21 protein-coding genes and 4 pseudogenes are annotated in these 24,613 nt (G+C 69.9%); 11 read left to right on the top strand and 14 right to left on the bottom strand.

Going from position 1 to position 24,613, the window contains the following annotated elements:
- Positions 1-385: 385 nt before the first annotated feature.
- From ACZ4WH_RS22840 to ACZ4WH_RS22830, 3 genes are all read right to left on the bottom strand, one after another.
- Entirely contained in the window at positions 386-1,213 is an 828-nt protein-coding gene (locus tag ACZ4WH_RS22840; RefSeq protein ID WP_468183175.1) for an ABC transporter ATP-binding protein, read from the bottom strand.
- 201 nt (positions 1,214-1,414) lie between these two features.
- Positions 1,415-4,336, bottom strand: a complete 2,922-nt coding sequence (locus ACZ4WH_RS22835; protein ID WP_468183173.1) for a M48 family metalloprotease — start codon at positions 4,334-4,336, stop codon at positions 1,415-1,417.
- Positions 4,333-5,019, bottom strand: a complete 687-nt coding sequence (locus ACZ4WH_RS22830) for a hypothetical protein (protein ID WP_468183172.1) — start codon at positions 5,017-5,019, stop codon at positions 4,333-4,335. Before ACZ4WH_RS22830 ends, ACZ4WH_RS22835 begins: the two co-directional genes overlap by 4 nt.
- A gap of 313 nt (positions 5,020-5,332) precedes the next feature.
- On the opposite strand from ACZ4WH_RS22830, the gene ACZ4WH_RS22825 reads away from it, so the two are divergent.
- Positions 5,333-5,692, top strand: coding sequence for a hypothetical protein (locus ACZ4WH_RS22825; protein ID WP_468183171.1), 360 nt, complete (start codon positions 5,333-5,335; stop codon positions 5,690-5,692).
- A gap of 21 nt (positions 5,693-5,713) precedes the next feature.
- Here the strand turns inward: ACZ4WH_RS22825 and ACZ4WH_RS22820 are convergent, their stop codons facing one another.
- Positions 5,714-6,169 (bottom strand): DUF5958 family protein, encoded by a 456-nt coding sequence (locus ACZ4WH_RS22820; protein ID WP_468183170.1) that lies wholly within the window; start codon positions 6,167-6,169, stop codon positions 5,714-5,716.
- A gap of 354 nt (positions 6,170-6,523) precedes the next feature.
- Between ACZ4WH_RS22820 and ACZ4WH_RS22815 the strand changes: the two genes are divergently transcribed.
- A complete protein-coding gene (locus ACZ4WH_RS22815) occupies positions 6,524-7,063 on the top strand; it encodes a hypothetical protein (protein ID WP_468183168.1) in 540 nt (179 codons plus the stop codon).
- A gap of 233 nt (positions 7,064-7,296) precedes the next feature.
- On the top strand, positions 7,297-7,821 hold the full coding sequence (locus ACZ4WH_RS22810) for an SCO4402 family protein (RefSeq protein ID WP_468183166.1): 525 nt from the start codon (positions 7,297-7,299) through the stop codon (positions 7,819-7,821).
- Positions 7,822-8,063: 242 nt separating this feature from the next.
- On the opposite strand, the gene ACZ4WH_RS22805 is transcribed toward ACZ4WH_RS22810, so the two are convergent.
- Positions 8,064-8,357: a hypothetical protein gene (locus tag ACZ4WH_RS22805; protein ID WP_468183164.1), complete on the bottom strand. Its 294-nt coding sequence runs from the start codon at positions 8,355-8,357 to the stop codon at positions 8,064-8,066.
- 48 nt (positions 8,358-8,405) lie between these two features.
- On the opposite strand from ACZ4WH_RS22805, the pseudogene ACZ4WH_RS22800 reads away from it, so the two are divergent.
- Positions 8,406-9,176: pseudogene (locus ACZ4WH_RS22800) on the top strand (transposase).
- A gap of 202 nt (positions 9,177-9,378) precedes the next feature.
- Here the strand turns inward: ACZ4WH_RS22800 and ACZ4WH_RS22795 are convergent.
- Positions 9,379-10,009: pseudogene (locus ACZ4WH_RS22795) on the bottom strand (zinc-binding dehydrogenase); the annotation flags it as partial.
- A 634-nt stretch (positions 10,010-10,643) separates the two neighbouring features.
- Positions 10,644-11,831: an MFS transporter gene (locus tag ACZ4WH_RS22790; protein WP_468183162.1), complete on the bottom strand. Its 1,188-nt coding sequence runs from the start codon at positions 11,829-11,831 to the stop codon at positions 10,644-10,646.
- An 89-nt stretch (positions 11,832-11,920) separates the two neighbouring features.
- Between ACZ4WH_RS22790 and ACZ4WH_RS22785 the strand changes: the two genes are divergently transcribed.
- Entirely contained in the window at positions 11,921-12,682 is a 762-nt protein-coding gene (locus tag ACZ4WH_RS22785; RefSeq protein ID WP_468183202.1) for a DeoR/GlpR family DNA-binding transcription regulator, read from the top strand.
- Between the two features lie 137 nt (positions 12,683-12,819).
- Here the strand turns inward: ACZ4WH_RS22785 and ACZ4WH_RS22780 are convergent, their stop codons facing one another.
- The gene (locus tag ACZ4WH_RS22780) at positions 12,820-13,473 is read right to left on the bottom strand and encodes an NAD(P)H-binding protein (protein ID WP_468183160.1); all 654 of its coding nucleotides are present in this window, start codon (positions 13,471-13,473) and stop codon (positions 12,820-12,822) included.
- Between the two features lie 221 nt (positions 13,474-13,694).
- Between ACZ4WH_RS22780 and ACZ4WH_RS22775 the strand changes: the two are divergent.
- Positions 13,695-14,476 (top strand): annotated as a pseudogene (locus ACZ4WH_RS22775) (IS5 family transposase); the annotation flags it as partial.
- On the opposite strand, the gene ACZ4WH_RS22770 reads toward ACZ4WH_RS22775, so the two are convergent.
- From ACZ4WH_RS22770 to ACZ4WH_RS22760, 3 genes and pseudogenes are all read right to left on the bottom strand, one after another.
- Positions 14,476-15,132, bottom strand: a complete 657-nt coding sequence (locus ACZ4WH_RS22770) for a class I SAM-dependent methyltransferase (protein ID WP_468183158.1) — start codon at positions 15,130-15,132, stop codon at positions 14,476-14,478. The pseudogene ACZ4WH_RS22775 and the gene ACZ4WH_RS22770 overlap by 1 nt on opposite strands.
- 221 nt (positions 15,133-15,353) lie before the next feature.
- Positions 15,354-15,743, bottom strand: a complete 390-nt coding sequence (locus ACZ4WH_RS22765; protein WP_468183156.1) for a DNA/RNA non-specific endonuclease — start codon at positions 15,741-15,743, stop codon at positions 15,354-15,356.
- A gap of 74 nt (positions 15,744-15,817) precedes the next feature.
- Positions 15,818-16,122, bottom strand: a pseudogene (locus tag ACZ4WH_RS22760) (RHS repeat-associated core domain-containing protein); the annotation flags it as partial.
- Positions 16,123-16,524: 402 nt separating this feature from the next.
- Between ACZ4WH_RS22760 and ACZ4WH_RS22755 the strand changes: the two are divergent.
- The 4 genes from ACZ4WH_RS22755 (at position 16,525) to ACZ4WH_RS22740 (ending at position 21,342) form a co-directional block, all read left to right on the top strand.
- Positions 16,525-17,232 carry a TetR/AcrR family transcriptional regulator gene (locus ACZ4WH_RS22755; RefSeq protein ID WP_468183154.1) on the top strand — a complete coding sequence of 236 codons (708 nt, stop codon included), beginning with the start codon at positions 16,525-16,527 and terminating at the stop codon, positions 17,230-17,232.
- Positions 17,229-17,984: an SDR family NAD(P)-dependent oxidoreductase gene (locus ACZ4WH_RS22750; protein ID WP_468183152.1), complete on the top strand. Its 756-nt coding sequence runs from the start codon at positions 17,229-17,231 to the stop codon at positions 17,982-17,984. The genes ACZ4WH_RS22755 and ACZ4WH_RS22750 overlap by 4 nt, the downstream gene beginning before the upstream one ends.
- Positions 17,985-18,134: 150 nt before the next feature.
- The gene (locus tag ACZ4WH_RS22745) at positions 18,135-19,013 is read left to right on the top strand and encodes an ABC transporter substrate-binding protein (RefSeq protein WP_468183150.1); all 879 of its coding nucleotides are present in this window, start codon (positions 18,135-18,137) and stop codon (positions 19,011-19,013) included.
- Between the two features lie 820 nt (positions 19,014-19,833).
- A complete protein-coding gene (locus ACZ4WH_RS22740) occupies positions 19,834-21,342 on the top strand; it encodes a CoA-acylating methylmalonate-semialdehyde dehydrogenase (RefSeq protein WP_468183148.1) in 1,509 nt (502 codons plus the stop codon).
- Between the two features lie 346 nt (positions 21,343-21,688).
- Here the strand turns inward: ACZ4WH_RS22740 and ACZ4WH_RS22735 are convergent, their stop codons facing one another.
- A complete protein-coding gene (locus tag ACZ4WH_RS22735) occupies positions 21,689-21,958 on the bottom strand; it encodes a hypothetical protein (protein WP_468183146.1) in 270 nt (89 codons plus the stop codon).
- 263 nt (positions 21,959-22,221) lie between these two features.
- The gene (locus ACZ4WH_RS22730; protein ID WP_468183144.1) at positions 22,222-22,326 is read right to left on the bottom strand and encodes a DUF397 domain-containing protein; all 105 of its coding nucleotides are present in this window, start codon (positions 22,324-22,326) and stop codon (positions 22,222-22,224) included.
- A gap of 353 nt (positions 22,327-22,679) precedes the next feature.
- On the opposite strand from ACZ4WH_RS22730, the gene ACZ4WH_RS22725 reads away from it, so the two are divergent.
- Positions 22,680-23,234 (top strand): GNAT family N-acetyltransferase, encoded by a 555-nt coding sequence (locus ACZ4WH_RS22725; protein ID WP_468183142.1) that lies wholly within the window; start codon positions 22,680-22,682, stop codon positions 23,232-23,234.
- Between the two features lie 26 nt (positions 23,235-23,260).
- Here ACZ4WH_RS22725 and ACZ4WH_RS22720 read toward each other — a convergent pair whose 3' ends face one another.
- Positions 23,261-24,307: a cytochrome P450 gene (locus tag ACZ4WH_RS22720; RefSeq protein WP_468183140.1), complete on the bottom strand. Its 1,047-nt coding sequence runs from the start codon at positions 24,305-24,307 to the stop codon at positions 23,261-23,263.
- Between the last annotated feature and the right edge of the window lie 306 nt (positions 24,308-24,613).

The following is a 24,613-nucleotide window of genomic DNA, read 5'->3' as shown; positions in this document are numbered from 1 at the left end:
GCTGTACGGCGGCCCGCCGGATACGTTTCGAGCAGCTCTGGAATTCGACCGGCTCAGAACCGGAACTCTGTTTGCGATACGTGCGTGAAATCCGCGCGCAGGCCAGCGGCGCGGGTTCCGCACGGGCGACGCTTCCGAGACGAGCTGACCCGGGAACGGACCGAACACGAGCAGAAGCCCGCACGTTCTGGCTCCCCGACCGCCCCCACTCCCATCGCAGAAGCAGGCGGGGGTGGACGGGGCTGGCGGCCGTCCTCCCGCCGGCGTCCGTCACGCTGCTGGACCTCGAACCGGTGTGCGGGCGGGCACCGTGCATCGGGGGGACCTACCGGCCCGCTGCACAGGAGAGCACCCTTGGCCACGGTCCGGTCGTACGCGAGGCCGCTCAGCCCCGTGGTGCGGAGTAGGCCCACCAGCGGCCCTCGTGGTGGTTCACCGCGATGGGCCGTCCGAAGCAGGCGGTCAGCCGGGGCCCGGTCAGCACCTCCGTCACCGGCCCCCGGGCCAGGATCCGCCCCTCGTGCAGCAGCAGGGCGTGGCTGACGGCGGGGAACAGCTCCTCCAGATGATGGGTGACCGTGACGGTCGCCAGCCGCGGCCGCCCCTCGGCCAGCCCGTGCATCGTCTCGACGAGATCCTCGCGGGAGGGCAGGTCCAGCGCGTTGAACGGCTCGTCGAGCAGCAGCAGGGCCGGCTCGGCCATCAGCGCCCGGGCGATCAGGATGCGCGCCCGCTGTCCGCCCGAGCAGACCCCGTACGGCCGGTCCGCCAGTTCCTTGATGTCCAGTTCGGCCAGGAGTTCGTGGGCCCGCTGCCGCACCTCGTCGTCGTACGTCTTCCACAGCGGCTGCACCGTGCCCGTGTGGCCGGTGAGCACCACCGTGTGCGCGGTCAGGTCCTGCGGGACTCGCTGGGCCGACGTGACGTGCCCGATACGGGCGCGCAGCTCGCGCACGTCGATCCGGCCGAGCCGGCCGCCCAGCACCTCCACGGTGCCGGTGGTCGGGTGCATGAGCGCGCCGAGCAGCCGCAGCAGGGTGGTCTTGCCCGCGCCGTTGGCGCCGAGGAGCGCCCAGTGCTCGCCGGGCCGGACCGTCCAGTCGACGCCGTCGAGGATCACCTGGTCGGTGGTGAACCGGCGTACGCTCACGTCCTGGAGTGCCACGACGGCCCCGAGCTGCTCGGGCTCCCGTTCCGTCGTCCTCTCGGCCATGTCCCGGACTCCCTTCGACGCGCACCGGTCCCTCGTCCCGGCCGGGGTCTCAGACGTTAGATGCATCCGCCACCTTGTCGTCGGAGTGTCCGGTTGGTGGACGGGGAAGCGGAGGCGCGTGGCCTGGGCGGCGCGGGGTGGAACTGCGCGAGGTCGGCGTCCGGTGCCGCCTGCGACCGCCTCGACGGCCGCCGGGGCCGGTCACCGGCCCGGATGGCGGTCGGCCTCCGCGGTCACTTCGCGAAGGAAGCCGCTCAGCCGCTCGGAGAGAGTGAGGACGTCGTTCATGCTGCTGATGAAGAGGTCACGCTTGCCCTCGTCGATGGCCTGTCGGCAGTTCGTGCCGATCAGCCGGCCCTGTGCCGGCAGCGTCGGCCGCTGCCGGGCCACGTCAGGATCGGGCACGGGGAAGTACGCACCGAGCCGCTGGGCGGCCGTCCGCAGGCCCAGGCAGTGCGGGCGTATGACGCGGGCCGCATAGCCGCGGTCGGTGAAGGCCCTGTCGTCCTGGAGGGCCGTCATGATGTGCAGGACTTCACCGGTCATCTTGACCAGCAGCTCTCTCCCCCCGAGACGCATCCAGGCGTCCGTCTGGAGGGCGAGCACCTCCTCGGAGGGCCTGGTGTTCTGTGCCGGGACCAGGTTCTGGCGGGTCAGTGAAGTACGCGCGCCGGAGTGTCCGCCGGTGCCCACGGGGAGGCTCGCCGCGGTGATCAGGGTGAGCGCCGTCAGGCAGACGGCCGCCACAGCCGCCTTGCGGGCCAGGGGGCGGGTGCGGCCTCCGGCCCGCGCGGGACGAAGGCGCGTGCGCCGGCCGCGGTCACCGGCGTCCGGGCGCGGCCCGCGCGGTAACCGCCGTACCGCCGTGGCGACCACGGCCGTGAAGACGGAAACGAACAGCGCCAGTCCCAGCACGAGCGGCAGCAGCAGCTCGGTCAACGGCCAGGCGCCGCCCGGCAACCAGGCGCAGGTGGTGCCCAGTGTGGCCAGGGCGCTCACGCAGCCGTCGGCCGACAGCAGCAGGAAGGCGGCGGTGACACCGGCGAGTCCCGCCGTCCCGGCGGCGACGGCCGCGGCCGGCACCGGGAGCCGGGGTGTCACTGAGCCGGTCACCGCCGCCGTGGCCACAACCACTCCGGCAAGCACCACGAACAGCCAGGCCACCACCAGCAGGGCCTGCTGTCCCAGCGGCTGCCCGGCCGGTGGCCGCACGGCGTGGATCCGGGCCAGCACCACCACGACCCCCAGCCAGGCGCCGCCGGCCCCGAGGACCGCGGCCACGGCGAGGCGCCGGAACGACGGCAGCCGCCCGGCCCGCCAGACGTCGCCCTCCACCGGCGGCAGCGCACGGACCGCCCACGCCGGTGCGTTGTTCGCCGCCCCGCTCCCCCACGCCAGCAGGGGCAGCACCCACAGGGCCGTCACCGCCCACAGCAAGGGGTCCTGCTTCCACGGCAGGACCATCGACAGCACCACCGCGATCACCGTGAGCGTGCTCGCGCCGAGCGCGGGGCCGGGCAGGTCGTGCTGGAGTGCCGCGCGGACCGCGGACTCCGAGAACGGCCAGCCGGCCGCGAAGAGCCTGCCGCTGCTCTGCCACCAGTCGTAGGTCAGGGCGAAGGCGACCAGGGTGGCCGTGAGACCCGCCGCGAACGCCGGCCGCAGGCGGCTTCCCCGCCAGCAGCGCAGTGCGAGGTCGGCGAACTGCGCCGTCCAGCAGGTGACGACGACGCTGATCACGACGAGCAGTGCGAACACCTCCGGGTGTCTGGGCAGCACCCGCCACCCGGAGACACCGCCGGTCAGCACCTCCCCGAGGACGAGTCCCGCCCCCAGCCACCACCCGGCGCGCAGTCCCGAGGGCGCTCGAACGCCCGTCAGCACGGCCCGGGCCGCCGCACGCCACAGGTTCACGGCGACCGTCGTCGCGATCAGACCGGCGACCGTGGCAGCCGCCAGACGCACCACCCACCCGGCTCCGAAGCCGTAGAGCTGTCCGGCGCAGATCGAAGCGGTCGCGCCCGTGAGGAACAGGGTGAGCGCGGAGGAGTGGAACAGTTCCTCCGCGTCGGCGAGCGCCCGTCTGCGCCGATCCCAGCCGGGATGACTCCGCCACGCGACGGCCAGAGCCCGCGCGGCACGGCCGAGCCTGCCACGGTCCGGGACCGCGGACTCGGTCACGCCGCCCCAGCCCGCCGGGTCGGCCCCCCACCTGATGGCGTCGGCGTCGGCGTACAGCTCGCGGGTGCGCAGGATGTCGGCGCGCGTCAGGAAGACGAGGGCGATGAGCACCGCCGTGGACACCACGTCGCGCGAGGTGGCCACCAGCGACGGAGGACCGAAGACCGCCGAGGACAGGGCGTCGCGCAGGGCCAGCACCGCCCAGACCAGGTAACCCGGGAGGACGGCGAGCAGGAAGACACGCCACAGGGCTACCGTCGCGTAGGTGATGTCGACGTCCCGGTTGTGGATGTGCGCCAGCTCGTGCAGGACCACGGCGCGGAACCGCCGCGCGTCGCTGTCACGGATGGCGACGAGGCCGCCGTGCAGGCAGACGACGTGGCGGCGCCACCGTCCGAAGACCACGGCGCTCGCCGTACGTGCCGCGGGCGACACGACGAAGCGCGGCCGCCGCGAGAGGCCGGCGACGCCGACGAATTCGTCGAGAACGGCGCCCAACTCGCCGTGCGGGTCGATCACTTCGACCGGCACGAGCCTGCGGCTGCGCTGCTTCCACCTGGGCAGCGTCCAGTAGAGGACGCCGGCGGCCAGCACGAGTGCCATGACGGCGGCCGGCACCGGCCAGGGGGAGGCGTGCGGGACGAAGCGGTCCACACATGCGCGGAACGCCTTGTCGGACCGCAGCGTGGCCAGGCTCGCACCCAGGAAATCGGCCCGCGGATCGGATCCGGAGGCCAGGGCGCAGCCCGCGGCCATGTTGCGGGGATCGGTCAGCGAATGGAAGACGGCCGACGCCACGGTGGCGCTGCTCGTCACGAAGAGGGAGATGAGCAGGAGGAACCGCGGTCCGGTACCGGCGCCGAGGAGGCGTTCGTCCATGCGCCCGGGAAGGGGTGACGGTGCCGTGTCCGTGTCCTTCTCCGTGTCGGGGTCGGGGCTCATGCGCGGCCGCCCCGATCAGCCCGGCCCCTTGCGCGGCCGGCCGAGGGACCGTCGTTCGCGGGGGTGGCCCGGTGTGGGGCGCCATAGTCCGGTGCCGGCTCGGCGCCGTCGTCGGGTTCCGGTTCGGTGTCGTCGTTCAGTTCCGGCTCGACGTCGTCGTCCGGTTGCGGCTCGGCGCCGTCGTCGGGTTCCGGCTCGGCTTCGTCGTCCGGTTCCGATTCGGTGCCGTCGTCCGGCCGAGGCTCGGCGGGTAGTACGAGCCGGGCCACGACCCGTTCGGCGAGTGCCTCGGCCGCCTCGCGCTCCAGCCCGCTCTCCACGGCGAGCTGGGCCACCCGCGACCGTACGACTTCCAGTTGCTCGGGTGTCAGTGGCGGGCGCAGGCGGGACTGTGCAGGGTGTGCCGGGCGGCGCCTGATCCGGCGCAGCCACGGACGTGCCCGCCGGCCGGCGGAGGCGACGGTGGCGGACACCACCTGCCGTGCCGCTTCGTCCAGCGCCATCCACACCACGGGAGTCAGTAGGGTCGCGGCCTCGCCCAGCCCGAATCCCAGCGGGTCTCGGTGCCGATCCCGCGCGAGCCGCCGCAACGCGGTGTCGTCGTCCACCAGGAGCAGGGCGTCGAGCAGGATCAGCTCATGCGGCGCCAGCTCGCCGACGACGTCCCGGACGACGTCTCGCACCGGTGTGCCCGCAGGCGTTTCCGGTCGCCCGTTCATCACATCCCCCGTTGTCACGTCCGTGCACCAGGTCCAAGGTAACGCAGGAGCACGTCCGACTTGCCGAAATCGCTTGCAGTCAGGCCCGGTTGACGTGAATCGACCCGGCGTTGAGCGCCTCCTGGACGAGCGGACGGACTGTCGGCAGTGGATCGGACTCCGACCAGAGCCCGGTGTCTGAGCCTGCCGATAGCGTGCCGGCGACCAGACCCGACTCCTCTCCGGAAGAACGACCGTGGCGGTTGAGGAGGCCGAATCGGCCCGGCACACTCGCCCGATGAGCCACAGCACAACGCCGGGGAGCTGGGACGGACCCTGGTACCGCGTCCACACAGAGCAGTTCGAGGCCGCGTTCCTGCCGAATGCCGGCGAGGACTTGGAGTCCGTCGACAGCGTCGATGTCTTCGTGGACCTCAAGGACGGCTCCCGGTGGAGCGCGACCATCATCACCCTCGCCCAGGTCGAGATCCTCATGAAGCGATGGGCCGCCACCGGGGAAGCCCTCGCAGGCCGCTACTTCTGGTGCTCGGACGGGCTCATCGTCCGCGATGCCGGCATCAGCAACATGACCAAGGTCCTCACCGGTCTGATCAAGAACGGCGAGTTCACACAGATCCTTCAACGCCTCGACGACTGACAGCCGCCCGGCGTGCACGTCTCATTCTGAAACGATCAGCAAGGCATGCTGCCCCGGCCACGGCAACCCAGGGCAAGAAGACATCTCAGGTTGCGTCGCGTGGCGGATCCGGCAGGTTGTGCCACGCGTGACCACATCCGCCGCACAGTGCAGCGTCCGCCTGCGGGTGTCGGCAATGCTGAAGAGGGCGACGAGCAGGCGGAAGGACTTGGTCAGTTCGTAGACCGGAAGTGCTTCCATTCCGAAGCGCCACTTCGTGAGCATCACCGCCGGCGTGTGAGTAGGGCGGATGCCGGAACGCGCGATGCTCTCCGGCACATCCTCTTCGCGGGCGCGGGCCTGCCCGCAGAACAGCACCAGTGCGTGCAGGACTTTGCGTTGGTCGCCCTCTGAGAGACTTCCGAACCACTCGACGCCCTCGTCCACAGGTCTGAGCCCCTGTGCGAGTTCGTTCAGGATGACCTCGTGTGCGTACAACACAGACTTCCACCCCCCATGGTTCAGACCGACGGTACGCGCACGGCCGCCCGTAGGCAGCATGATTTGCCGCGCCCTGATGGCACAGCGATCTGACGCAAGCAGCAAGCCTCCCGTCGAGGCCGCGCAACGCCTTCCGGGTAGTCCGCGTCCCGAGTGAGTGTCCAACTGCGTGACGACACAGACGAACAGCGGCGGACGACCGTGGACGCGTGTGGACCGTTGTACCAGGTGAGGGCCAGATCAGCCCATGGCCACGCACCCACCCAAGCTGCCTCGGGACGAAGCCTTCCCCGTGTCCAGCCCGATAGCATCCGCCTTCGATCGGATCAGCAAGGCATGAAGGGGCGGGCGATGCGACATGCAGGTGTAGTACTGGACGACGCGGAACGCTTGCAGTGGGACTTCATGCCGTTCGTAAGCGTTGGGCCGCTGCGGTTCGGGATGAGCCATGACGAGGTCGTTGCTGCGTTGGGCGTGGAGTACGCCAGCGGGCTGGTTCCGGGGCACTTGGCAGAGTTCCATCTGCCGAACTCCGGCGGACAGGCACTGACGACCTACTACGCAGACGCCGGCCGACTGCACGGAGTCGCGATCGACGCCCTCCACGGGCCACAGGTCGCAATTGGCGAACTCCGGCTGGTTGGCCGTGTGCCGTCCGAGTTGGCGGACCAGTTCCGCGACTACGTGCTGTCACAGGGCCTGCGGAACAACATCTACTTCTCCCAGGAAGGCGACCCCGGAGCCGAGGAACTCGGCCTTCAGCTACGTGCACAGCGCGCCGGAGACATCCTCCTCTCGCGCCCGGTCTTCGTCGCTCGCGCATGGGCTGAGCGCGTTGGAGACACGTCGGAGGGCCACATCCCCCAGGAGGAGTGGCAGGTGCACGCCTAATCACCAGCGGCAACCGCACTCGCGGAAGAGCCGGATCCCAGCCCTGATGCAGCGCGGCCTGCTGACATCCATCGCTGACATCAACGTCGGCGAACAGCCCTGGAGTCCAGCGGGCAGGCGTACACTGGGCAGCCCAGGCGGAAGTGGGTCAGAGCATCCGCGGATCGAACTCCTAAAGGGGTGCTCCGAGAACGCCGACACCTCCACCAGCTGCGGTCGCTACGCTCGGACTTGTGAGCGAAGCCGCCCGACTCGTTGCGAACCACCGAGTCCACGTCGTACCCGTTGTGTTGGCTCTGGCCAATCCACCGTGGCAGCGGGACGTGTGGCTTGACCCGTCGGCGTTCGAAGACCTGGACTATGTCTTCCACACACTCTTCGACGACTTCTGCGACGCCGACGAGCCAGAGCGGTACCTCGGCGTCAGCCTCCGAAGTGCCGAAGAGGTCACCCTGATGAGAGAGCTCGGTGTCGTACTTAACGTAGCGGCGGCCGAGGCGCCCGACGGCACCACCGCGGAGTATCTTCAGGCATCTGTCTGGCCCAAAGTCGTTGCTGTCGCCGGGCGCCTCGCTCAGGTCATGGTCGCGAACGATCTGAGGGAACTTGCCGTCCTACTCGACGAAGAGGCCGTGCCAGACCCGTGCCAGGTCATGCGGGGCGCCACGGAGAACACTGGGGATCACGGCGAAGAACATCCACGATCCGACACTGCCTCGCCGCAGGTCAGCCCGACATTTCCCCCTGAACGCCCCTAGCTTCTCAAGCTGAGAGCGCCCTCGCCGGCATCCCACGCATTTCGTACGCTGCGGGCCTGATGAGCCCCTTGGAGACATGAGCCGTGACTGGCAGGCTGTTGAACACCCTCGCCACCGCCATGGCTTACTTGATCACCGCCATCGACATGACGAGCGATGAAGAGGTCGATCCCGATCTTGCCACCACGTGCTTCGACCTGGCGCCTACAGGAAGGTACGTGGCACGGCGGTATGGGAGGCACTCAGTCCAGAGCAGCGATCACTGTCTGCGACACCATCAGCCCGGCCTCCTGGATCCGCTGACGCATGTCCCCTTCGTACAGCCAGGCGCAAGCCTCGATCGCTGGGGAGAGTTCTGCGAGGATCAACGCGGCGCGCTTCGGTACGTGGGTTGCTCCCCTCCACGCCGTCGCGCACCGGTCGATCTCCTCCTGCAGCTGAAGGATTGCCTGCTCATCGAACCCCTCGTTCATGCGCAGGGGGATCACGAAGCGATCTGCCGCCTCCTCCAGACGACTGACCAAGTCTGTCTCCATGTGCGCCTCCGTCTCGGGCAGTTCGCAGCGCGGTGGGATGATCTTCTCGTGGCTGGTGTGATCACGGCGTCACAGCCGTCCTGGATAGGCCCGTTCACCGGGCTGAGCCCGCGCTGCTTCGGCAAGCTGGTGACCACCCTGCGCCGCGAGGGGGCGGACATGGTCCGCCGAGACCGGCCGTGGAGCCTGCCCCCTGGAGGATCGCGTCCTGCTGGTTGCAGCTACTGGCGCACCGACTTGACGCTGCGGCAGCTCGCGCCCCTGTTCGGAATCTGGAAGTCCGCAGCCGGCCGCGTCATCAACCGCCTCGCGGCACTGCTCGCGCTGCGGCCGCGCCGACGGTTTCGCAAGGAGACCGTGCTCATCGTGGACGGCACCCTGGTCCCCAGACGTGACCACGCGGTGGCAGAGCCGTCGAAGAACTACCGGTACTCCGCCAATCACCAGGTCGTCATCGGCGCCGGCACAGGGCTGGTCGTCGCAACCGGCCGGCCTTTGCCCGGCAACCGCAACGACTGCAAGGCGTGGGAGTTGTCCGGAGCGAAGGCAGCCGTCGGCAGTACCACGGTGATCGCTGACGGCGGCTACCCCGGCGCTGGCCTAGTGATCCCGCATCGCGGTGAACCAGGCCAGGGCGAACTCCCGGCCTGGAAAGAGGAGCACAACCGCTCACACCGCAAGGTCCGTGCCCGCGCCGAGCACACCTTCGCCCGCATGAAGAGCTGGAAGATCCTCCGCGACTGTCGGCTGAAAGGCGACGGCATCCACCACGCCATGCTTGGCATCGCCCCCCTGCACACCCTCGCGCTCACCAGATAGAGCCGCCCAAGGTGGGCATCCCCGATACCGACCGCACGCAGTCAGCGGTCCGCCAGGCGTCGGCGCGCTCCGCGCGCGGGTACAGAATGACGGTGACATGACATCACGGCCAAGGGGGCTTCCGGTTTGAGAGGTGAACCCTCAGGGCGTAGGCGGGAGTCGATCAGGACCGGTACGCCGGCGGGCGGCGTCCCTGACGCCGTCAAGTGCGGCAGCTTCGACGTGCCTTGTCGACAAACGACCGTGGCACCAGGCCCCGGTCAGCCGCCGTCAGGACGACCTTACCGGTGACGGTCCCCGGACTCCGCCAGACGTAGCACCTGGGCGGCCCGGGCGAGTGGGTACTCCGCGGCGACGCGGGCGACGATGTCGCCCCGTTCGACGGCGGCGCCCCGTTCGACGACGGCGAAGACCTCGGAGAGGTCGCAGCGCGGCCGGGCCCCGAAGCGGCCCTTGCTCAGCGCACGACCGGCCCAGATGTCGTGGAAGAAGGCGCGGCGGCCGCTGGGCAGGGTGTTCCACAGTAAGGTGCGGGCCAGGATCTTCAGCATGGACAGCTGCCTTGGATCCGGTGTAATCGCAGGTCGAGGCGCTGCCGTACGCGACGAGCGTCCCGCCGGGAGCGAGGAGGCGCCAGGAGTCGACCACGCCGGGACCGCCTCGTGTCGAAGACGGCGTCAACGCCTCCCGGCGCCAGTTCCCGGACCCGGGCGGGGACGTCTGCGGCCCGGTAGTCGACGGGGAGGACATCGAGCTCCCTCAGGCTGTCGTGGTGCCGGTGCGGATGCCGTAGCGATCACCGGGACTCCGGCCGCGCGGGCCAACTGGATCACCGGCCTCTACGCGCGCTGGCCTCGGCTCTCACTCGCGCCCTGGTGCACTCGACCTCCGTCATGTGGGGCGGGTTGCCGCTGTTCGTGCTCGACGCCTTCGCGGGCCTGGCCGTCGTGGTGCTGCGGGACCGCGACCCGCAACGTCATGCTGCTCGGCGCCGGTGCCCTCTTCGTGGGTGCGCATCGCTGCGGGCACCGGCGGCGCACTCTCCGCCACCGGGTTCTTCGTGGGCGGCGCGATCTCGGCTCCGGCTTCGGCAGCGGCGCACATCGCCCGCGCCACCACCCACCAGGATCCGCGACGTTGCCCCAGACCGTCAGCGACCCGCTCGCCCAATCAAGTTCAGCTGGCCCCTGCCGGCGCGCTCACCGACAACAGGCCCGCGTGCACAGGCGTGCTACGCACATATCTCGCCGCGCCGGGAACATGGACACGCTCCACCGCCGACGGGCACCACCGGGCGAGATGGCCGATTGATTGATCGGCCGCCCGTGCGGCCAGGACCGCTGATCTGTGCCGAGCGCGTGTTCTCGGCATCTCGCTTTCCTGGTGGAGAAGGCGTCGGGAAGGCGACTGTGCACCCGGAGGGATGAAGCCTGCGCGGCGCGTGGTCAGGCCGCGCCGCGCAGGCGGTCAGGATGTCAGCTCGACTACCCGCGACCGCTCGGGCGAGGGGCGCAGGACGCCGGCCGCTGCGGCAGCCGTCGCGCAGAACAGGGCGAGGAGCAGGAAGGTGTGGTTGAGGGCCATGAGATGGGTCATCCAGCCGATGACAGCGGGGCCGGCGAGCATGCCGATGTAGCCGAGTCCGGCGACCCTGGACACGTTGGTGCCGGCAGCCGCGGGGTCCGCATGTCCCGCGGCGCTGAACAGTTGTGGGATACAGCCGGACAGGCCCAGGCCGAACAGCGCCCAGCCGGTCAGTGCCGCCCAGACCCATGGCGAGAGGGCCACGCCCGTGATGCCGACGGCGGCCAGGGCCGAGCCGTACCGCAGGACGGCGACCGGCCCGAACCGCGCGGATATCCGGTCTGCCAGGAGCCTGCCGATGGTCATCGTCGCCGCGTACGTCCCATAAGCGAAGGCAGCGGTACTCTCCGGCGCGCCCAGAACAGTCTTGAGATGCAGGACGCTCCAGTCGTTGGCGGCTCCCTCACACAGCATGATCAGCAGAGCCAGAACGGCCAGGAGCCAGATCCGGGCAGGAACAGAGCGGCTCCTCCCCTCGGGCTCCCCCTCCGTATCAGTCACGGGGGCGGTTGCCTCGGCGGGCAGTAGACCACGAGCCGATACCAGGGCGATGATGACGCCGATGCCTGCGGCGACGCCCAGCGTCGTGGTCGGGTTCCATCCGATGTCGATGGCCACGGCACCGGCGAGCGCGGCCAGGACGCCGCCGACGGAGAACGTGGCGTGGAAGGCCGACATGACGGGCCGCTCGTACGCCTTCTCCACCTGCACGGCGTGCGCGTTCATGCTCACATCGAGGGTGCCGTTCCCGAAACCGAAGACCAGCAGGGCTGCTCCGAGGGCCCACGGCTCCTGGGCGAGACCGGGCAGCACCAGGGTCACGCTGCACAGCACTCCGGCCGCCGGAACGACGGTGCGCGTGCCGAGCCGGTCGGACAGGCGCCCGCCGACCTGCATGCCGACAAAGGCCCCGGCACCCAGCAACACAAGGAACCCGCCCAGAGCCGCGTGACTGATGCCCACGCGTTCCTCGACGGCCGGGATCTGCACCACCCACATGCCCAGCAACATGCCATTGAGGACGAAATAGACAAACGTCACGACGCGAGAGACGCGCAGCGAACTTTTCATATGGACACCCTAACGAACATGATGGCTGTTTGGAACAGCGGCATTCGAACACCCAACATGTTCGGCAGGGGGTGGTGTTGAATCACGGTATGAGCACCGTGGAACGTCACCGACTGATCGCCCAAGCCGTCCAGGAAGCGGGAACGGCCACGGTCGCCGAACTGGCGGACCTGACGGGCGCCTCGGAAATGACCGTCCGTCGCGACCTGGACCACTTGGCCGCGCAAGGTGTCCTGGAACGGTTCCGCGGCGGGGCTCGCACCCTCCTCCTGCGAGGGGACGAACCGCCTTTCGCGCTGCGCACCCATGAAGCCGTCGACGCCAAACGTCGGATCGCGGCAGAGGTGGCCTCGCTCATCACCGACGGCGAGACCGTCCTGCTGGACAGCGGCACGACCTGTCTGGAAGTCGCGCGCCTGCTGCGCGGACGGCAGATCACCGTGATGCCCCTGTCGCTGCAGGCGATCGATGTCCTCAGTGGCGCCCCCGAACCGACTGCACTCCTCGTGCCCGGGGGCCGGCCCCGCGCCGGGGAAGGAGCCCTCATCGGGCCCCTTACCCTCGCCTCCCTATCGGCGTTGCGGTTCGACACCGCCGTCCTGGGCTGCTGCGGCCTGACCGCCGGTGACGGCATGACCGCCTACGACCTCGATGAAGCAGCGGTGAAGAAGGCGGTCATCACATCGGCACGTCGCATCATCGCCGCCGCCGACGGCAGCAAACTCGGCCGCACCACACACGCCTACGTCGGACCCTCCACCTTGGTCGACATCCTCGTCACCGACACCACCGCGCCCGCCGACGAGGCCACCGCTCTCGAGAACAGCGGCACCACTCTCAAGATCGTCTGAACCGGGCCACCGCATCCCGGCCCCCAGGGGGACACGCCCGTCGCGCCCGGCCGTGGTGTCCGCTGGTTCTGCGGTGAAGGAGGGCATGTCCGCGGCTTGCGGCCTCATCCCATGGCCTGGGCGAGCCAACCGGGTGGTCAGGAGCGGACGTTCACCCGGACGGCCTCTTCGATGGGTGTCGATCCCGTGTTGAGTTCGAGGATCTGCCGGCCGATCCGGGGCTCGTGAAGCAGTTCAGCGAGTGTGGCGGCCACGTCCTCGCGAGCGATCTGGCCGTGGAACTCCGCCGGCCCGAGGGATACGGTGCCGATTCCCGGGTCGTCGACAAGGAGGGACGGACGGAGGATCAGCCAGTTCAGGTCGCTGCGGCTGAGAGCGACATCTGCGCCCTTCTTCACGGCGAAGTAGTACTCGACCTCGTCGCCGAGGTTGCGTTCCCGCCATGATTCCGGAAGCACCGACACCAGCACGAAGCGCTCCACGCCGGCGTGGCGTGCCGCGTGGATCGCCTTGACGACCCCGTCGCCGTCGATGGCCTTCGTGACCTCCTTGCTGCCGCCATTCGAGCCGGCGCTGAAGACGATCACGTCAACGTCGCCGAATGCTGCCGCCAGTTCCTCCACGGTCATGCCGGCAAGGTCGCCGACGGTTGCCCGCACGCCTTGTGCGGCGAGGCCGGCCTGCTGGTCGTCCCGGCGAACGAGCCCGTGGACGGTGTCTCCCCGAGAGCGCAGTTTCCGCGCCAGCAAATCACCGACGCCGCCGGTGATTCCGATGATGAAGACGTCCACGTCGGATGCTCCGTTCTCTCGATGCGACTCTTCGGCTCCGTCACGAGACCGATCCCAGACGATCAACGGCGCCAGTCCGCACGGGTATTCCGACCATGCACAGGCCGTCGGTCCCGTGCGCTCGATGACACACGAGCTAACAGGCGCTGACACACTGAGGTGAGGTGGTGCCGGACCGTGGATGCAGTGGGCATACCTTCAAACGCCTATGCGCCGACCGTGTGCCGGTCCCGGCCTGCCAGACCAAGACCGGCGGACATCCGGAGAAGCGGCCACGGCGGAATCATCGACGGCATCCGCTACATCGTCGACAACGGCGCGAAGTGGCGGGCTCTGCCTGCGGATTTCCCCCAGTGGGAGACGGGTTACGGGTTTTTCTGGAGGTGGAACCGGGCCGGGGTCATCACCTACATCCGCGACCAGCTTCGCCGTCGGATCCGCACCGGCAAGGGCCGCCCGCACCCGGTGACGCTGATCGTGGGCTCACAGTCGGTCATGGAAGCCTCCACCGTCGGCCGCAACAGCCGGGGCTACGACGCCGCGAAGAAAATCAACGGCCGAAAACGACATGTCACGGTGGACACGTTGGGCCTGCCGGTGATGATCACGGTGACGCCCGCCGACATCCAGGACCGCGACGCCGCCCGCGACGTGTTCTGGCGCCTGCGCCTCACCCAGCCGTAGATCACCCAGGTCTGGGCCGACCGCGGCTACGCCGGCGACCTCGTGGACTGGGTCCGCGAACGTCTGGCTCACCCTGCGCGTCGTCTCCCGGCGCAAGGGCACCAAGGGCACCAAGGGCTTCGTCGTCTTGCCCCGCCGTTGGAAGGTCGAGCGCACGATCGGCTGGTGCATGAACGCCCGCCGCAACGCACGCGACTACGAGCGACTGCCCCAGCACTCCGAAGCCCACCTGAACTGGGCACTCATCACCAAGATGACCCGGCGCCTGACTCGCAAGAGCCCCCGCACCGACACTTGGTCGAAGAAGTCACGGGCCACTCAGGGCCGATTCCATACAAGTGTATAGCGCCAGAACAACCGCCGCCGGAGCCGCGCGCCGGGCAGGACGCCTCTGGCTTCACGGACGATGTCGCTAAAGGTCATGTCCGCTGAGCGAGTAGGGGCCGTCATGGAAACGGGCCGCGGCAGGGAGCGCCCCTTGTTCTTCAGCCAGCCCATGGCGGCGTTGGCTGGGATGGCAACGGCACCGAGCAGGTGGTCTACCGGGGTCTGGGCGCGGGACAGGCGGACGATCACCAGGGTCCCTCCTGGCGCCAGATGGCTGCGGAAACGGGTGAGAGCTTGGGCGAACGGCAGGTGGTGGATCGTGGCGACGCACGTGATGACGTCGTAGAGGCCGGCAGGAAATTCGGCTACTGCATCCGCGACGGTGAAGGTGACGGGGAGCGTAGTGGGAGTCAGCTTCTGGGCCTGGGCGGTAATCACCGGATCGGAATCGACGGCCTTCACAGCGTCGGCTCGTTCGACCAAGAGCCTCGCAAGATCACCGCTGCCGGAACCGACGTCCAGGGCGCGGTGGAAGCGCCTCGGCAACTGCCGCAGGACCCAGCGATGGTAGTGGGCGTTGTGATCCCAGGGATAATTGGCGTTGAACCGTTCAAGAGCCCGCAGGACACGAGGCGACAGGATCTTCATCGCCCCAGTCCATCAAGTCCATGCGGCATGCACACCCCATTCCGGAACGCGGTGCGGCGCAGTGCGGTCAGTTCGGGGACGGCTGCTTCCACGTCGACGGGGCGGGGCGGGGTGGAACGGGGCATCAGCCGGGGCTTCCTGAAGGAGGTCGAGCGGGTCAGGGCGCGTCAGGGCCGGAGCCGCAGGGACTCTAGCGAGCCGACGTGTCCCCGGGCCCCCGGTCAGGGTCTCCATCCTGGTATGGCGGTGCGTACCCCGGCGGCGGGGTTGTCGAGCCAGCCGGTCAGTTCGAATCCGCGGTTGCCGTACGCGGCGTACTCGAGGCGGATGGGGATCGGGTTGATCTCCTCGTAGATCGGGGTGATGTCGTACTGGACGATCTCGCCCAGCTTCACCGCCTCGTAGATCGGCGCCTCGGCCAGGTCGCGCGGGTAGGGCGAGTTGGTGGGGTTGTTGGTCTGCGTCACCAGGTTGTGCCGGGCGTTGTGGTGGGTGCCCGCGCCGCCGAGGCGGTTGGCGAGGAGGTGGCCGCGGGCCTCGTTGAACGCGTTGCCGTTGCCGCGCCAGCCGGGCGGCCGGGTGCCGCCCGCCTCGGCACCCGTGTCCAGCATCTCGGGGCGGATGCAGGAGAGACGCCGGTCGGGCGGCCGAGGTGGTCGTGCGGCTTGTAGCGGATGCTGCCGCCGCGTCCGCCCGCGCCGTCAGTCCAGGAGTAGTGCTCCTTGCGGCACGGGCCCAGGCCGATCGCGTCGTACAGGTCCAGCGGGTTGTCGACGTAGGCGACCGGGTTCGGCGCGGACAGCAGGCCCAGTGGATCGGGGCTGACGTACCGGGCGGTCTCGGGGTCGTAGTGCGGAAGAAGTTGTAGAACAGGCCGGTCTCGGGGTCGACGTACTGGCCCGGGTGGCGCAGCGGGGTGTGGGCGGTGGCGTCCGGGTTGACGGCTGTGGTGCCCCAGACGGTGGCGCGGCTGCGGCAGGCGATCGTGCCGTAAACCGACGGACTCGTCGAGACTCACGGGGTCCACCTGGACGACGCCATGACCGGGCTCGCCGCCCAGATCGCCCGGGCCCGGTCCCGGCCCATGGACCAGCTCCAAGCCTGATCGACCCTGCACGGCAAACCGCCCCCCGGGCAGACGACATCGTCTCGCTGCTCCTCGGGCCCGCCACCGCCGCGTAGGGCACCCGGGGGTTCCACAGCACCGGCCGACGGGCTGACGAGTCGCGTGCCTGGCGCGCCCCTCGGTCAGGCCCTGCCGGCGGTCACCGCGCACGCGTGGAGGAACCACGTGTCCCTGGCGTGCAGGTGCTCCTCACCGCCGGTCCAAGTCGCGGCATGTGGCCATGCAGCTCGGCACGCCCGGACGGCGCATGTCTTGACACCACGGAGGTGGGCGCCCACGATGAGGAAATGGTGGAAACTAAATCAGTTTCAGAAGTTTCCAAGCGTGACAGGCAGCGTGCCGATGTGATCGCGGAGGCAGCCGGCCGGTTGTTCTTCGCGCCGGGCTTCGCGCGGGTGAGCATGGACGATCTCGCTCGTGAGCTGGGGATGAGCAAGAAGACGATCTACCGTCACTTCCCGGACAAGCGCAGCCTGCTGACCGCGGTCCTGGACCGGCAGTTCGCGGCGGTGGAACGCACGCTGGTGGCGGCGGCCGAGGACGCGGAAGGGCAGCCGTTCGATGTGCGGGTCCAGCGGTTCCTGATCGCGGCAGGCACGGAGCTCGGGCGGATGGGCGCGGCTCAGCTCGCCACGGGGCGCGGCGGCGACGCGATGCTGCGCCGGTACGTGGAACAGCGTGTGGAGGAGGTGATCTACCGGCGCGTCGACGAGGTGTTCCGGGACGGGCACCGGCGGGGACTGCTGCCGGCACCGCCCGAGTTGCTCAGTGAGATCACCCGCGGCGCGTTGGAGCGGCTGTTCGTCTCGCAGTTGCCGCACGAACTCGACTGGACCGCGGCGGATCTGCTGCGGGCGACCGTCGACACCGTGCTCTACGGGGCGATCCGCTCGGCACGCCCCGGCATCGACGGTGCACAACCCGGGGCGGTCATTCCGATGGCCCACGATGACGAAGAGGAGGTGAGCCCATGACCGGGACAACCGGCAGAGTGGCACTGGTGACAGGGGCCAGCAGCGGAATCGGTGCGGCCACCGCGCGTCTTCTGGCCGCGCGAGGGATGCGCGTGGTGGTCAACTACCTCAGCAGCAGCAAGGCAGCCGAGGAAGTCGTGGCCGACATCGAGGCCGCCGGCGGCCAGGCCATGGCCGTACAGGCCGACGTGCGCGACGTGGCCGCCATCGAGAGCCTGGTCGAGCAGGTCCGGGCGGCATGGGGCGGCATCGACGTGCTCGTGCACAACGCGCTCATCCCGTATGCGGTCAAGTCCTTCCAGGACATCACGTGGGAAGAACTGGGCGGCAAGATCGACGCCGAGATGCACGCGGCGTTCGCGGTCACCAAAGCCGTCCTGCCCGCCATGACCGAACAGGGCTGGGGACGCATCATCTATCTCGGTACCGGCCTCAGCCGCCTGCCCCGGGAGGGCATGATCGCACTGGGCACGTCCAAGGCCGCACTGGAGCAGTTCGCCCGGTACCTCGCCCAGGAACTGGGCCCGCAGGGCATCACCGTCAACATCGTCGCGCCCGGCCCGGTGGAGTCCCGCATCGCCAATGACGTGCTCGACGGTGCCAAAAAGCAGCGGCAGGTGGCCGCCACCCCCCTGGGCCGCCTCGCACACCCGGCCGACGTGGCTCAAGCGGTCGCCTTCTACGCCAGCGAGGACAACGCCTTCATGACCGGCACCACGGCCGCGGTCAACGGCGGAATGACCATGTACTGACGCCTCGCCGTCCCCCGCACACGGGGCCCGACCGTCCCGGTCCGGCCGACAACCGATCCGCATCCGGCACACCGTCGCCTCAAGCACCACGCGCCGCAGCGCCTGTGACAGGCACGCACGCATGACGGTGACACGATCAAGGAAGTATCCATGTACACGATCGATCTTGCCTACGTCGGGCGGGGCCTGCACGAGGAACTGGCCGCCTACGTCGCCGACCAAGAGGACTACTACGCCGACGAGGGTGTCCACGTCGCGCTGCGCGACGGCTGCACCTGGGACGAGGAGCGGCTGCGCCGCGGCGCCACCATCGGGCTCGGCCGGGCACTGCTGTCCCGACTGGCCGACGGCACTCCCTGGGTCGGGCTCAATGTCAACACCCACCGCCCGCTGTTCTGGTTCCTCGCCCGCCCCGGCCTGACCTCCCTGGCCGACCTGGCCGGCCGACGGCTGGCGGTGCACGCCCCCCACACCGCACCCGGATGCTTCACCCGGATCGTGCTGCGCCGGGCCGGCCTCGACCCGGACCGCGACATCCAGACCATCGTCCGCCCGCCCGGCGACTACGGCATGGACCTGCGCCGGCTGCGCGACGGCGAGATCGACGCCGCCCTGGTCGGCAGCACCATGGCGCCGGAGGCGGTCGCCGCCGAGCACGGCTGGCAGGTGCTGGCCTGGATCGGCGACCACTTCCAGATCCCCACCGTGGGCCTGGCCGTCGACCCCACCTACACCGACCCGGACGACCCCGCCGTCCAGGCCGTCGTACGAGCGCACCGGCGCGCCCTGCACGTGATCCGCAACGACCCCGACACCACGGTGCGGTACATCCAGACGTTCCTCGGCGGACACACCGCGGACGAAGCCCGGGCCCACTACAAGACGTTCATCGCACCGCACTTCACCACCGACGGCCAAGCCGACCTCGCCATCGGCGACAGCGCGATCACCGCGGTCGCCGCCGAACTCGGCGTCCCCGTCAACGTCACCGCGGCCGAGTTCTACCGCACCGCCATCACCGCACCCTAGCGCCCCGACAGGCCACGTTCGCCCCGCCACGACGCCCGGCACGCTCCCCCAAGCTCGTCGAGCAGAAGAGACCCCCTCGCCGCACCGACCGAAAGCCCACGTAGGTCCAGCACAAGGACTTCCGGCCGGCACTCCCCCAAGCTCTTGGAGCAGGGGCTACGTCCAGAGCACGCACCGGACGCCGCTCCTTCACAGGCAGACGTTGCCTGTCGCGGCACTGGACAAGCAGGGCGGACATCGCGGCGGGGGCGCGTACCAGGCACGGTAGGTCTCCGGCACCTCGGTCACCGCGACCCGCTCGCCGCCGACCGGTTCAAGACGCCGTCGTAGACCCCCGGGCGGCGGCCCGCGCCATCGCACAGCCGGAGGACGCGGCCGAGGGCATCGCTGTCTTCGCCGGATGGCATCCTCAACCTGCCGGCGTCCGGGGGGGACCTGCCACGCGGGCTGACGATCACGTCCGTCGCCGGCCGGCGCCGAAGGCTGCGGGACCGCCCGCCGCTTCCGGGCCGCCGGCGGGATCCTGTGCCGAGGAGCCGCCACCGTCGATCCCGCGGGAAGCGCGGCGGTGCCCGGGAGGCGAGTGACCCGCGCCACCACAGTACGGGACCTGCTGGAGGCACTACGGGCCCCGAGCCCGCCATCTGCCTCTGTGCGGAAGGCGGAGCAGTACGTTCGACGTCAGCAGGCCACCCGTGCAGGCGTGGTGGCACGTGCCCATGGCTGCGGACACGGCCCCGTCCGGCCGCAGTCGACGCCCATGAGGCGTAACGACGGGAACTTCGCAGCCCGCCGCCGTCATCTTCGAAGGAGTCTTGCGATGAAGACCGTCACCCACTGGATCGATGGCAAACCCTTCGGAGACGTCGCAGGCGCCTCCGGCACCTGGGGCCCCGTGACCGACCCCGCGACCGGAGAGGTCACCGCCCGGGTGGCGCTGGCCGGCGCCGACGAGGCCGACGCCGCGGTCGCCGCCGCGAAGAAGGCATACGCCACCTGGCGCACGTCCCCGCTCGCTCAGCGGATCGCTATCCTCTTCCGCTACCGCGCCCTGCTGGACGCGCGCCGCGACGACATCGCCACACTGATCACCGCTGAGCAGGGAAAGGTCCACGCGGATGCGCTGGCCGAGGTGGCCCGGGGCCTGGAGATCGTCGAACTGGCCTGCGGGCTCGGCATGGCGCTCAAGGGCGACACCTCCACGGAGGTGTCGAGCCGCGTCGACGTGGCGTCGATCCGCCAGCCACTCGGTGTGGTCGTCGGCATCTCACCGTTCAACTTCCCCGCGATGATCAGCATGTGGATGTTCCCCATGGCGATCGCCTGCGGTAACACGTTCGTCCACAAGCCGAGCAGCAAGGCCCCGTCCGCGTCCATACTCCTCGCGGAACTCGCGGCCGAGGCGGGCGTGCCCGACGGTGTGCTCAACATCCTGCACGGCGACGAGGTCGCGGTGGACGCACTGCTCGACCACCCGGACGTGGCGGCCGTGTCGTTCGTGGGCTCCACTCCGGTCGCCCGCCACGTCTACAGCAGGGCTTCCGCCCGCGGCAAGCGCGTCCAGGCCCTCGGCGGCGCTAAGAACCACATGCTGGTCCTGCCCGACGCCGACCTCGACGCGGCCGCCGACGCCGCCGTGTCCGCCGCCTACGGCTCCGCCGGCCAGCGCTGCATGGCGGTCTCCGTGGTGGTCGCGGTCGGCTCGGCGGGCGACGCGCTGGTGTCCCGGATCGCCGAGCGCGCCGCGAAGGTCAAGATAGGACCGGGCAACGACCCGGCGTCCGAGATGGGTCCGCTCGTCACCAAGGAGCACCGCGACACGGTCGCGGACTATGTCGCGGGCGCGGCCGCCCAGGGAGCCGATGTGGTGCTCGACGGCAGGGGCCTCACTGTCGAGGGCCTGGAGAACGGTCACTGGATGGGCATCTCGCTCCTGGACAAGGTCAGCACGGACTCGGACGCCTACCAGAACGAGATCTTCGGTCCCGTCCTGTGCGTGGTGCGCGCGGAGACCTACGAGGACGCCATGGACATCATCAACGGCTCCCCGTACGGCAACGCCGGCGCGATCTTCACCCGCGACGGCGGCGCGGCCCGACGGTTCCAGCTGGAGGTCGAGGTCGGCATGGTCGGTGTGAACGTGCCGATGCCGGTGCCGGTGGGCTACCACTCCTTCGGCGGCTGGAAGGACTCGGCCTTCGGCGACCACCGCATGTACGGCAGCGAAGCCGTGCACTTCTACACGCGCGGCAAGGTCATCACGAACCGCTGGCCGGACCCGGCTGAGACAGCGACCGGTCCGGACCTGGGCTTCCCCGCCTCCCGCTGACCCCCGCGAGCCGCACGGTGGGCCGCCTTCCGCTGACCCCCGCAAGCCGCACGGCTGGGCCGCCTTCCCCTGGGGCGCCGGTCCAGCCGCGAGCGTGCCACTGGCCGGCCTCGTGGCCGGGGCGATCGGATTCCCGGTGACTGCCAGATGGCCTCCGAGTCGGGCGTTCAGCCCCTCCAAGCCGCGCTCGCCAGGCCCCACACGCGTTGCGCTGGTAGAGCCAGCCGGCTGGCATGTCGGCGAGCCGGGCCCCGTCGATGGCCGGATCGTGCAGCACATCGGCGGCCAGTTCGCCGGGAGTGTGCTCGCGCAGGCCACCGGGCGGGGCGGTGACGACGGCCAGGTGTCAGTGGTACGGCAGCCCGACCTGGTGCAGCCGGCGGCCGTGCACGGTCAGCGCCGTCATCCAGCTGGAGCCAGCGACGCAGCGTCTCGGCCCGGCCATGGGTGACCTCCTGGACCGCGATGCCCGTGAGGTCAGCACCGGTGCGGGCGATCCTGCCCTCACGTGCCGGGCCGTGTCGGCCAGCGGGGTGTGGTTCGCCTGCGCGTGGCGGATCTGGGTGCGCACCATGGCCAGTTGGGCGGCGAACTCGCCGCGGGTCAGGACGCCCATCGCCCGCTCGTGCCAGGCGGGGTGGGTGTGGGCGGCGCGGGTGGTGACGGGTTCGGGCAGGTGGGGAAGGCGGCGTCGGCGGCCTTGAGCGCCTCACGGGCGGTGGCCCGGTGGGCGGCGGCGAGCCGGGTCAGGGTGCGCCAGTGTCCTTTGACCGCCGGCGTAGCCCCTGATGTCCGCGTGCGAACACATACTCACTGAGAATCGCTAACAGTCGGCGTGTGATGCCGGGCCCGGCTACGCATTGGTGAACGCGCGATGTTCTAGTCAAACTCGCCCTCGCGCACGCCACTTCGGAAGGTCGCCCATTCTTCTGCGGTGAACCGCAGAGGTGGCAGACCTCGGCATTTCGAGTCGCGGACGGCCACAGCCCCACCACCAACGTCCGCACCCTCGACGCACGTACCTGATAGGCGGTCTTGCTGCCCTTGACCCAGCGTGCTTGCGTCAGGTCAAGTGCGTACAGTTCAGCTTTTCTCGCTTGCATGAGAAGACAGGCCCTGCTCGGACACCCCTCCTGCTCGCATGCTGCCGACACGGACACCTCGGTGCCGCCGCAGTTCGAGGGGGCTCGGCCCGAGGGCCCGGCTTGCTCTGGTTCCGCGTCGGTCCCCCGCGTGGCTCGTCGGCTTCGGTCAGCTGTGAGACCGGGAAGAGTGGGCGGCGCCTGTCTCGGCGTGCCTCTCGGCGCCGCGCGCACTGCGGCGTGTTCCAATCGGGCATGGCATCGTCCTGGACTGGTGAACGGGTACGCCTGCGGGCTGTCGAGCCCGACGACTGGTCAGCATTCGCGCGCTTCGCCGACGACGGGCGGCGAGGGAGCCCGCTGGACCTACCTCGGTCCGCCGAGAGCTACCGCGCTTGGGCGAGGGAGCAATCTGTCGCCCAGTGCGATGGCGACCGCTTCCGGTTGGCAGTCGAGACGACAGCCGGGAAAGAGCTGGTCGGCACGGTCGGTTCGCATCACACCGGCCCTCGTTCGGGCTGGTTCGAATTCGATGTCACGATCGGCGCCGAGCACCGGCGCAGGGGGTATGCGACGGAAGCCTTGGTGCTGCTGCTGCGCTTCATGTTCGCCGAGCGGCGCTATCACAAGTGCCTGGGAGTGATCTTCGCCCACAACCAGGCATCGCTGGCACTCACACGTCGGCTCGGCTTCACCGAGGAGGGGCGCTTGCGAGAACACGTCTTCTTCGCCGGCCGGCACCACGACCTGGTCATGATGGGCCTGCTCGCCGACGAGTTCGACCAGCGACAGACGATGAGCGAGCCATGATGAGCGAACCATGATGAGCGAGCGAGTCACTGGAAGTGAGACCGGCCTGGGCCGCGCGAGGTGGCACGCAGGCGCAAGCCCGCGGTCGCGAGACCTTCGAAGGTGGTGACCTGGTAGCCGGGTTCCGGTCCGGGTGGCTCGCTCAAGCGGTGACAGCGGGCCGTGTGCGCGGTCAGGAGCGTCAGCATCGCCATGGCCAGGGCGGCTCCCTCGCAGCCATGCGGTCCGGTGCCGAAGGAGAGGAAGGCCCCGGGGTTCACCGCCGAGCCCGAACCGTCGAGCCAGCGCTCGGGCCGGAACTGGTCCGGCTCGGAGTATTCGCGTGCGTCTCGGTGTGCGGTGTAGGGGCAGACGAGAACGGTGGACCCGGCGTCGATGCTGTAGTCGGCGAGCTGAGTCTGCCGCCTGGTCCGCCGGGTCAGTAGCCAGCTCGGGGGGTACAGCCGGAGCACCTCGCGTACCAGTGCCTGGGTGTATCGCAGGGTGTCGAGGTGGGCGCTGGTCGTCGCGGCCGGGTCCGCGGGCAGCGAGGCGGCTTCGGCCGCGACGCGGTCTGCTGCCTGGGGATGCCGGGCCAGGTGGAGCAGGATCCATCCGGCCGCCCGGGTAGGTGCCTCGAAGGTGGCAACGGTGATTCCGGGGAGGGTGTCGAGAACGGCCTCTTCCGGCAGTGGGCCGTAGCGGGAGGAAGGCTGGAGCATCTGCCCGAGCACGTCGTCGCCGAGCCGGCCCGATGAACGGCGCCGGCGGACGATGGGCCTCAAAGCCTCGGTGAAGGCGGCCTGCTGCCGTGTGCGGAACCGCCGTGCCGGCGTGGGGATCCACCGCGGCCATTCCCAGCGCGAGGGGCGTACGAGCACTTCCCGGGCGAGAAAGAGCTGTGAGGCGAAGGGCAGCAGGGCCGGAGCGTCCTCGGAGAAGAGGTAGCGGACACCGATCTCTGCCAGGGCGTGCCGGGCCGCGGGCAGGACCTCGACGTCCTGGCCCGTGGGCCACTGGTCAGCGAAGAGAGCCGCTCCGGACGCGATCTCACCGACCCGGGCTGCGACCGCCTGCGCGCGCAGTCCGCGCATGCGGGCGGTGTGAGCGTGCGCACGCTCCTCAGCCGTGGGTGCTCCGTGGGACCCCTTCAACGGCGGGAAGAGAGGCGAGGGTGCCTTGGGGAAGTCCTGCGCGCGGCGCAGCACTGCTTCGCACGGTCCGGCCGTGGCAGCTACGTAGACACCCGGCTCCAGCTGCCAGACGTCCCCGCACTCCTCAGCGCCACGGCGTGCCACCTCCAGCCGGTCACGGCTCCAGGCCCCGAAGCTGCCTCCGGGCAACTGCGGCGGCTCATTCATCCGGCCCATGAGATCGTCCCCGGCCTTCGTACCTGTCCA

The sequence above is a fragment of the Streptomyces sp. NPDC029138 genome (genome assembly GCF_055564375.1).
This window is presented reverse-complemented; position numbering and strand designations above follow the sequence as displayed.

Coding starts and splice junctions, on each gene's coding strand:
- ACZ4WH_RS22840 (WP_468183175.1), bottom strand. CDS start 1,213: ATGGCCGAGAGGACGACGGAACGGGAGCCCGAGCAGCTCGGGGCCGTC.
- ACZ4WH_RS22835 (WP_468183173.1), bottom strand. CDS start 4,336: ATGAGCCCCGACCCCGACACGGAGAAGGACACGGACACGGCACCGTCA.
- ACZ4WH_RS22825 (WP_468183171.1), top strand. CDS start 5,333: ATGAGCCACAGCACAACGCCGGGGAGCTGGGACGGACCCTGGTACCGC.
- ACZ4WH_RS22815 (WP_468183168.1), top strand. CDS start 6,524: ATGCGACATGCAGGTGTAGTACTGGACGACGCGGAACGCTTGCAGTGG.
- ACZ4WH_RS22805 (WP_468183164.1), bottom strand. CDS start 8,357: ATGGAGACAGACTTGGTCAGTCGTCTGGAGGAGGCGGCAGATCGCTTC.
- ACZ4WH_RS22790 (WP_468183162.1), bottom strand. CDS start 11,831: ATGAAAAGTTCGCTGCGCGTCTCTCGCGTCGTGACGTTTGTCTATTTC.
- ACZ4WH_RS22785 (WP_468183202.1), top strand. CDS start 11,921: ATGAGCACCGTGGAACGTCACCGACTGATCGCCCAAGCCGTCCAGGAA.
- ACZ4WH_RS22770 (WP_468183158.1), bottom strand. CDS start 15,132: ATGAAGATCCTGTCGCCTCGTGTCCTGCGGGCTCTTGAACGGTTCAAC.
- ACZ4WH_RS22765 (WP_468183156.1), bottom strand. CDS start 15,743: ATGCTGGACACGGGTGCCGAGGCGGGCGGCACCCGGCCGCCCGGCTGG.
- ACZ4WH_RS22750 (WP_468183152.1), top strand. CDS start 17,229: ATGACCGGGACAACCGGCAGAGTGGCACTGGTGACAGGGGCCAGCAGC.
- ACZ4WH_RS22745 (WP_468183150.1), top strand. CDS start 18,135: ATGTACACGATCGATCTTGCCTACGTCGGGCGGGGCCTGCACGAGGAA.
- ACZ4WH_RS22740 (WP_468183148.1), top strand. CDS start 19,834: ATGAAGACCGTCACCCACTGGATCGATGGCAAACCCTTCGGAGACGTC.
- ACZ4WH_RS22735 (WP_468183146.1), bottom strand. CDS start 21,958: ATGGGCGTCCTGACCCGCGGCGAGTTCGCCGCCCAACTGGCCATGGTG.
- ACZ4WH_RS22725 (WP_468183142.1), top strand. CDS start 22,680: ATGGCATCGTCCTGGACTGGTGAACGGGTACGCCTGCGGGCTGTCGAG.
- ACZ4WH_RS22720 (WP_468183140.1), bottom strand. CDS start 24,307: ATGCGCGGACTGCGCGCGCAGGCGGTCGCAGCCCGGGTCGGTGAGATC.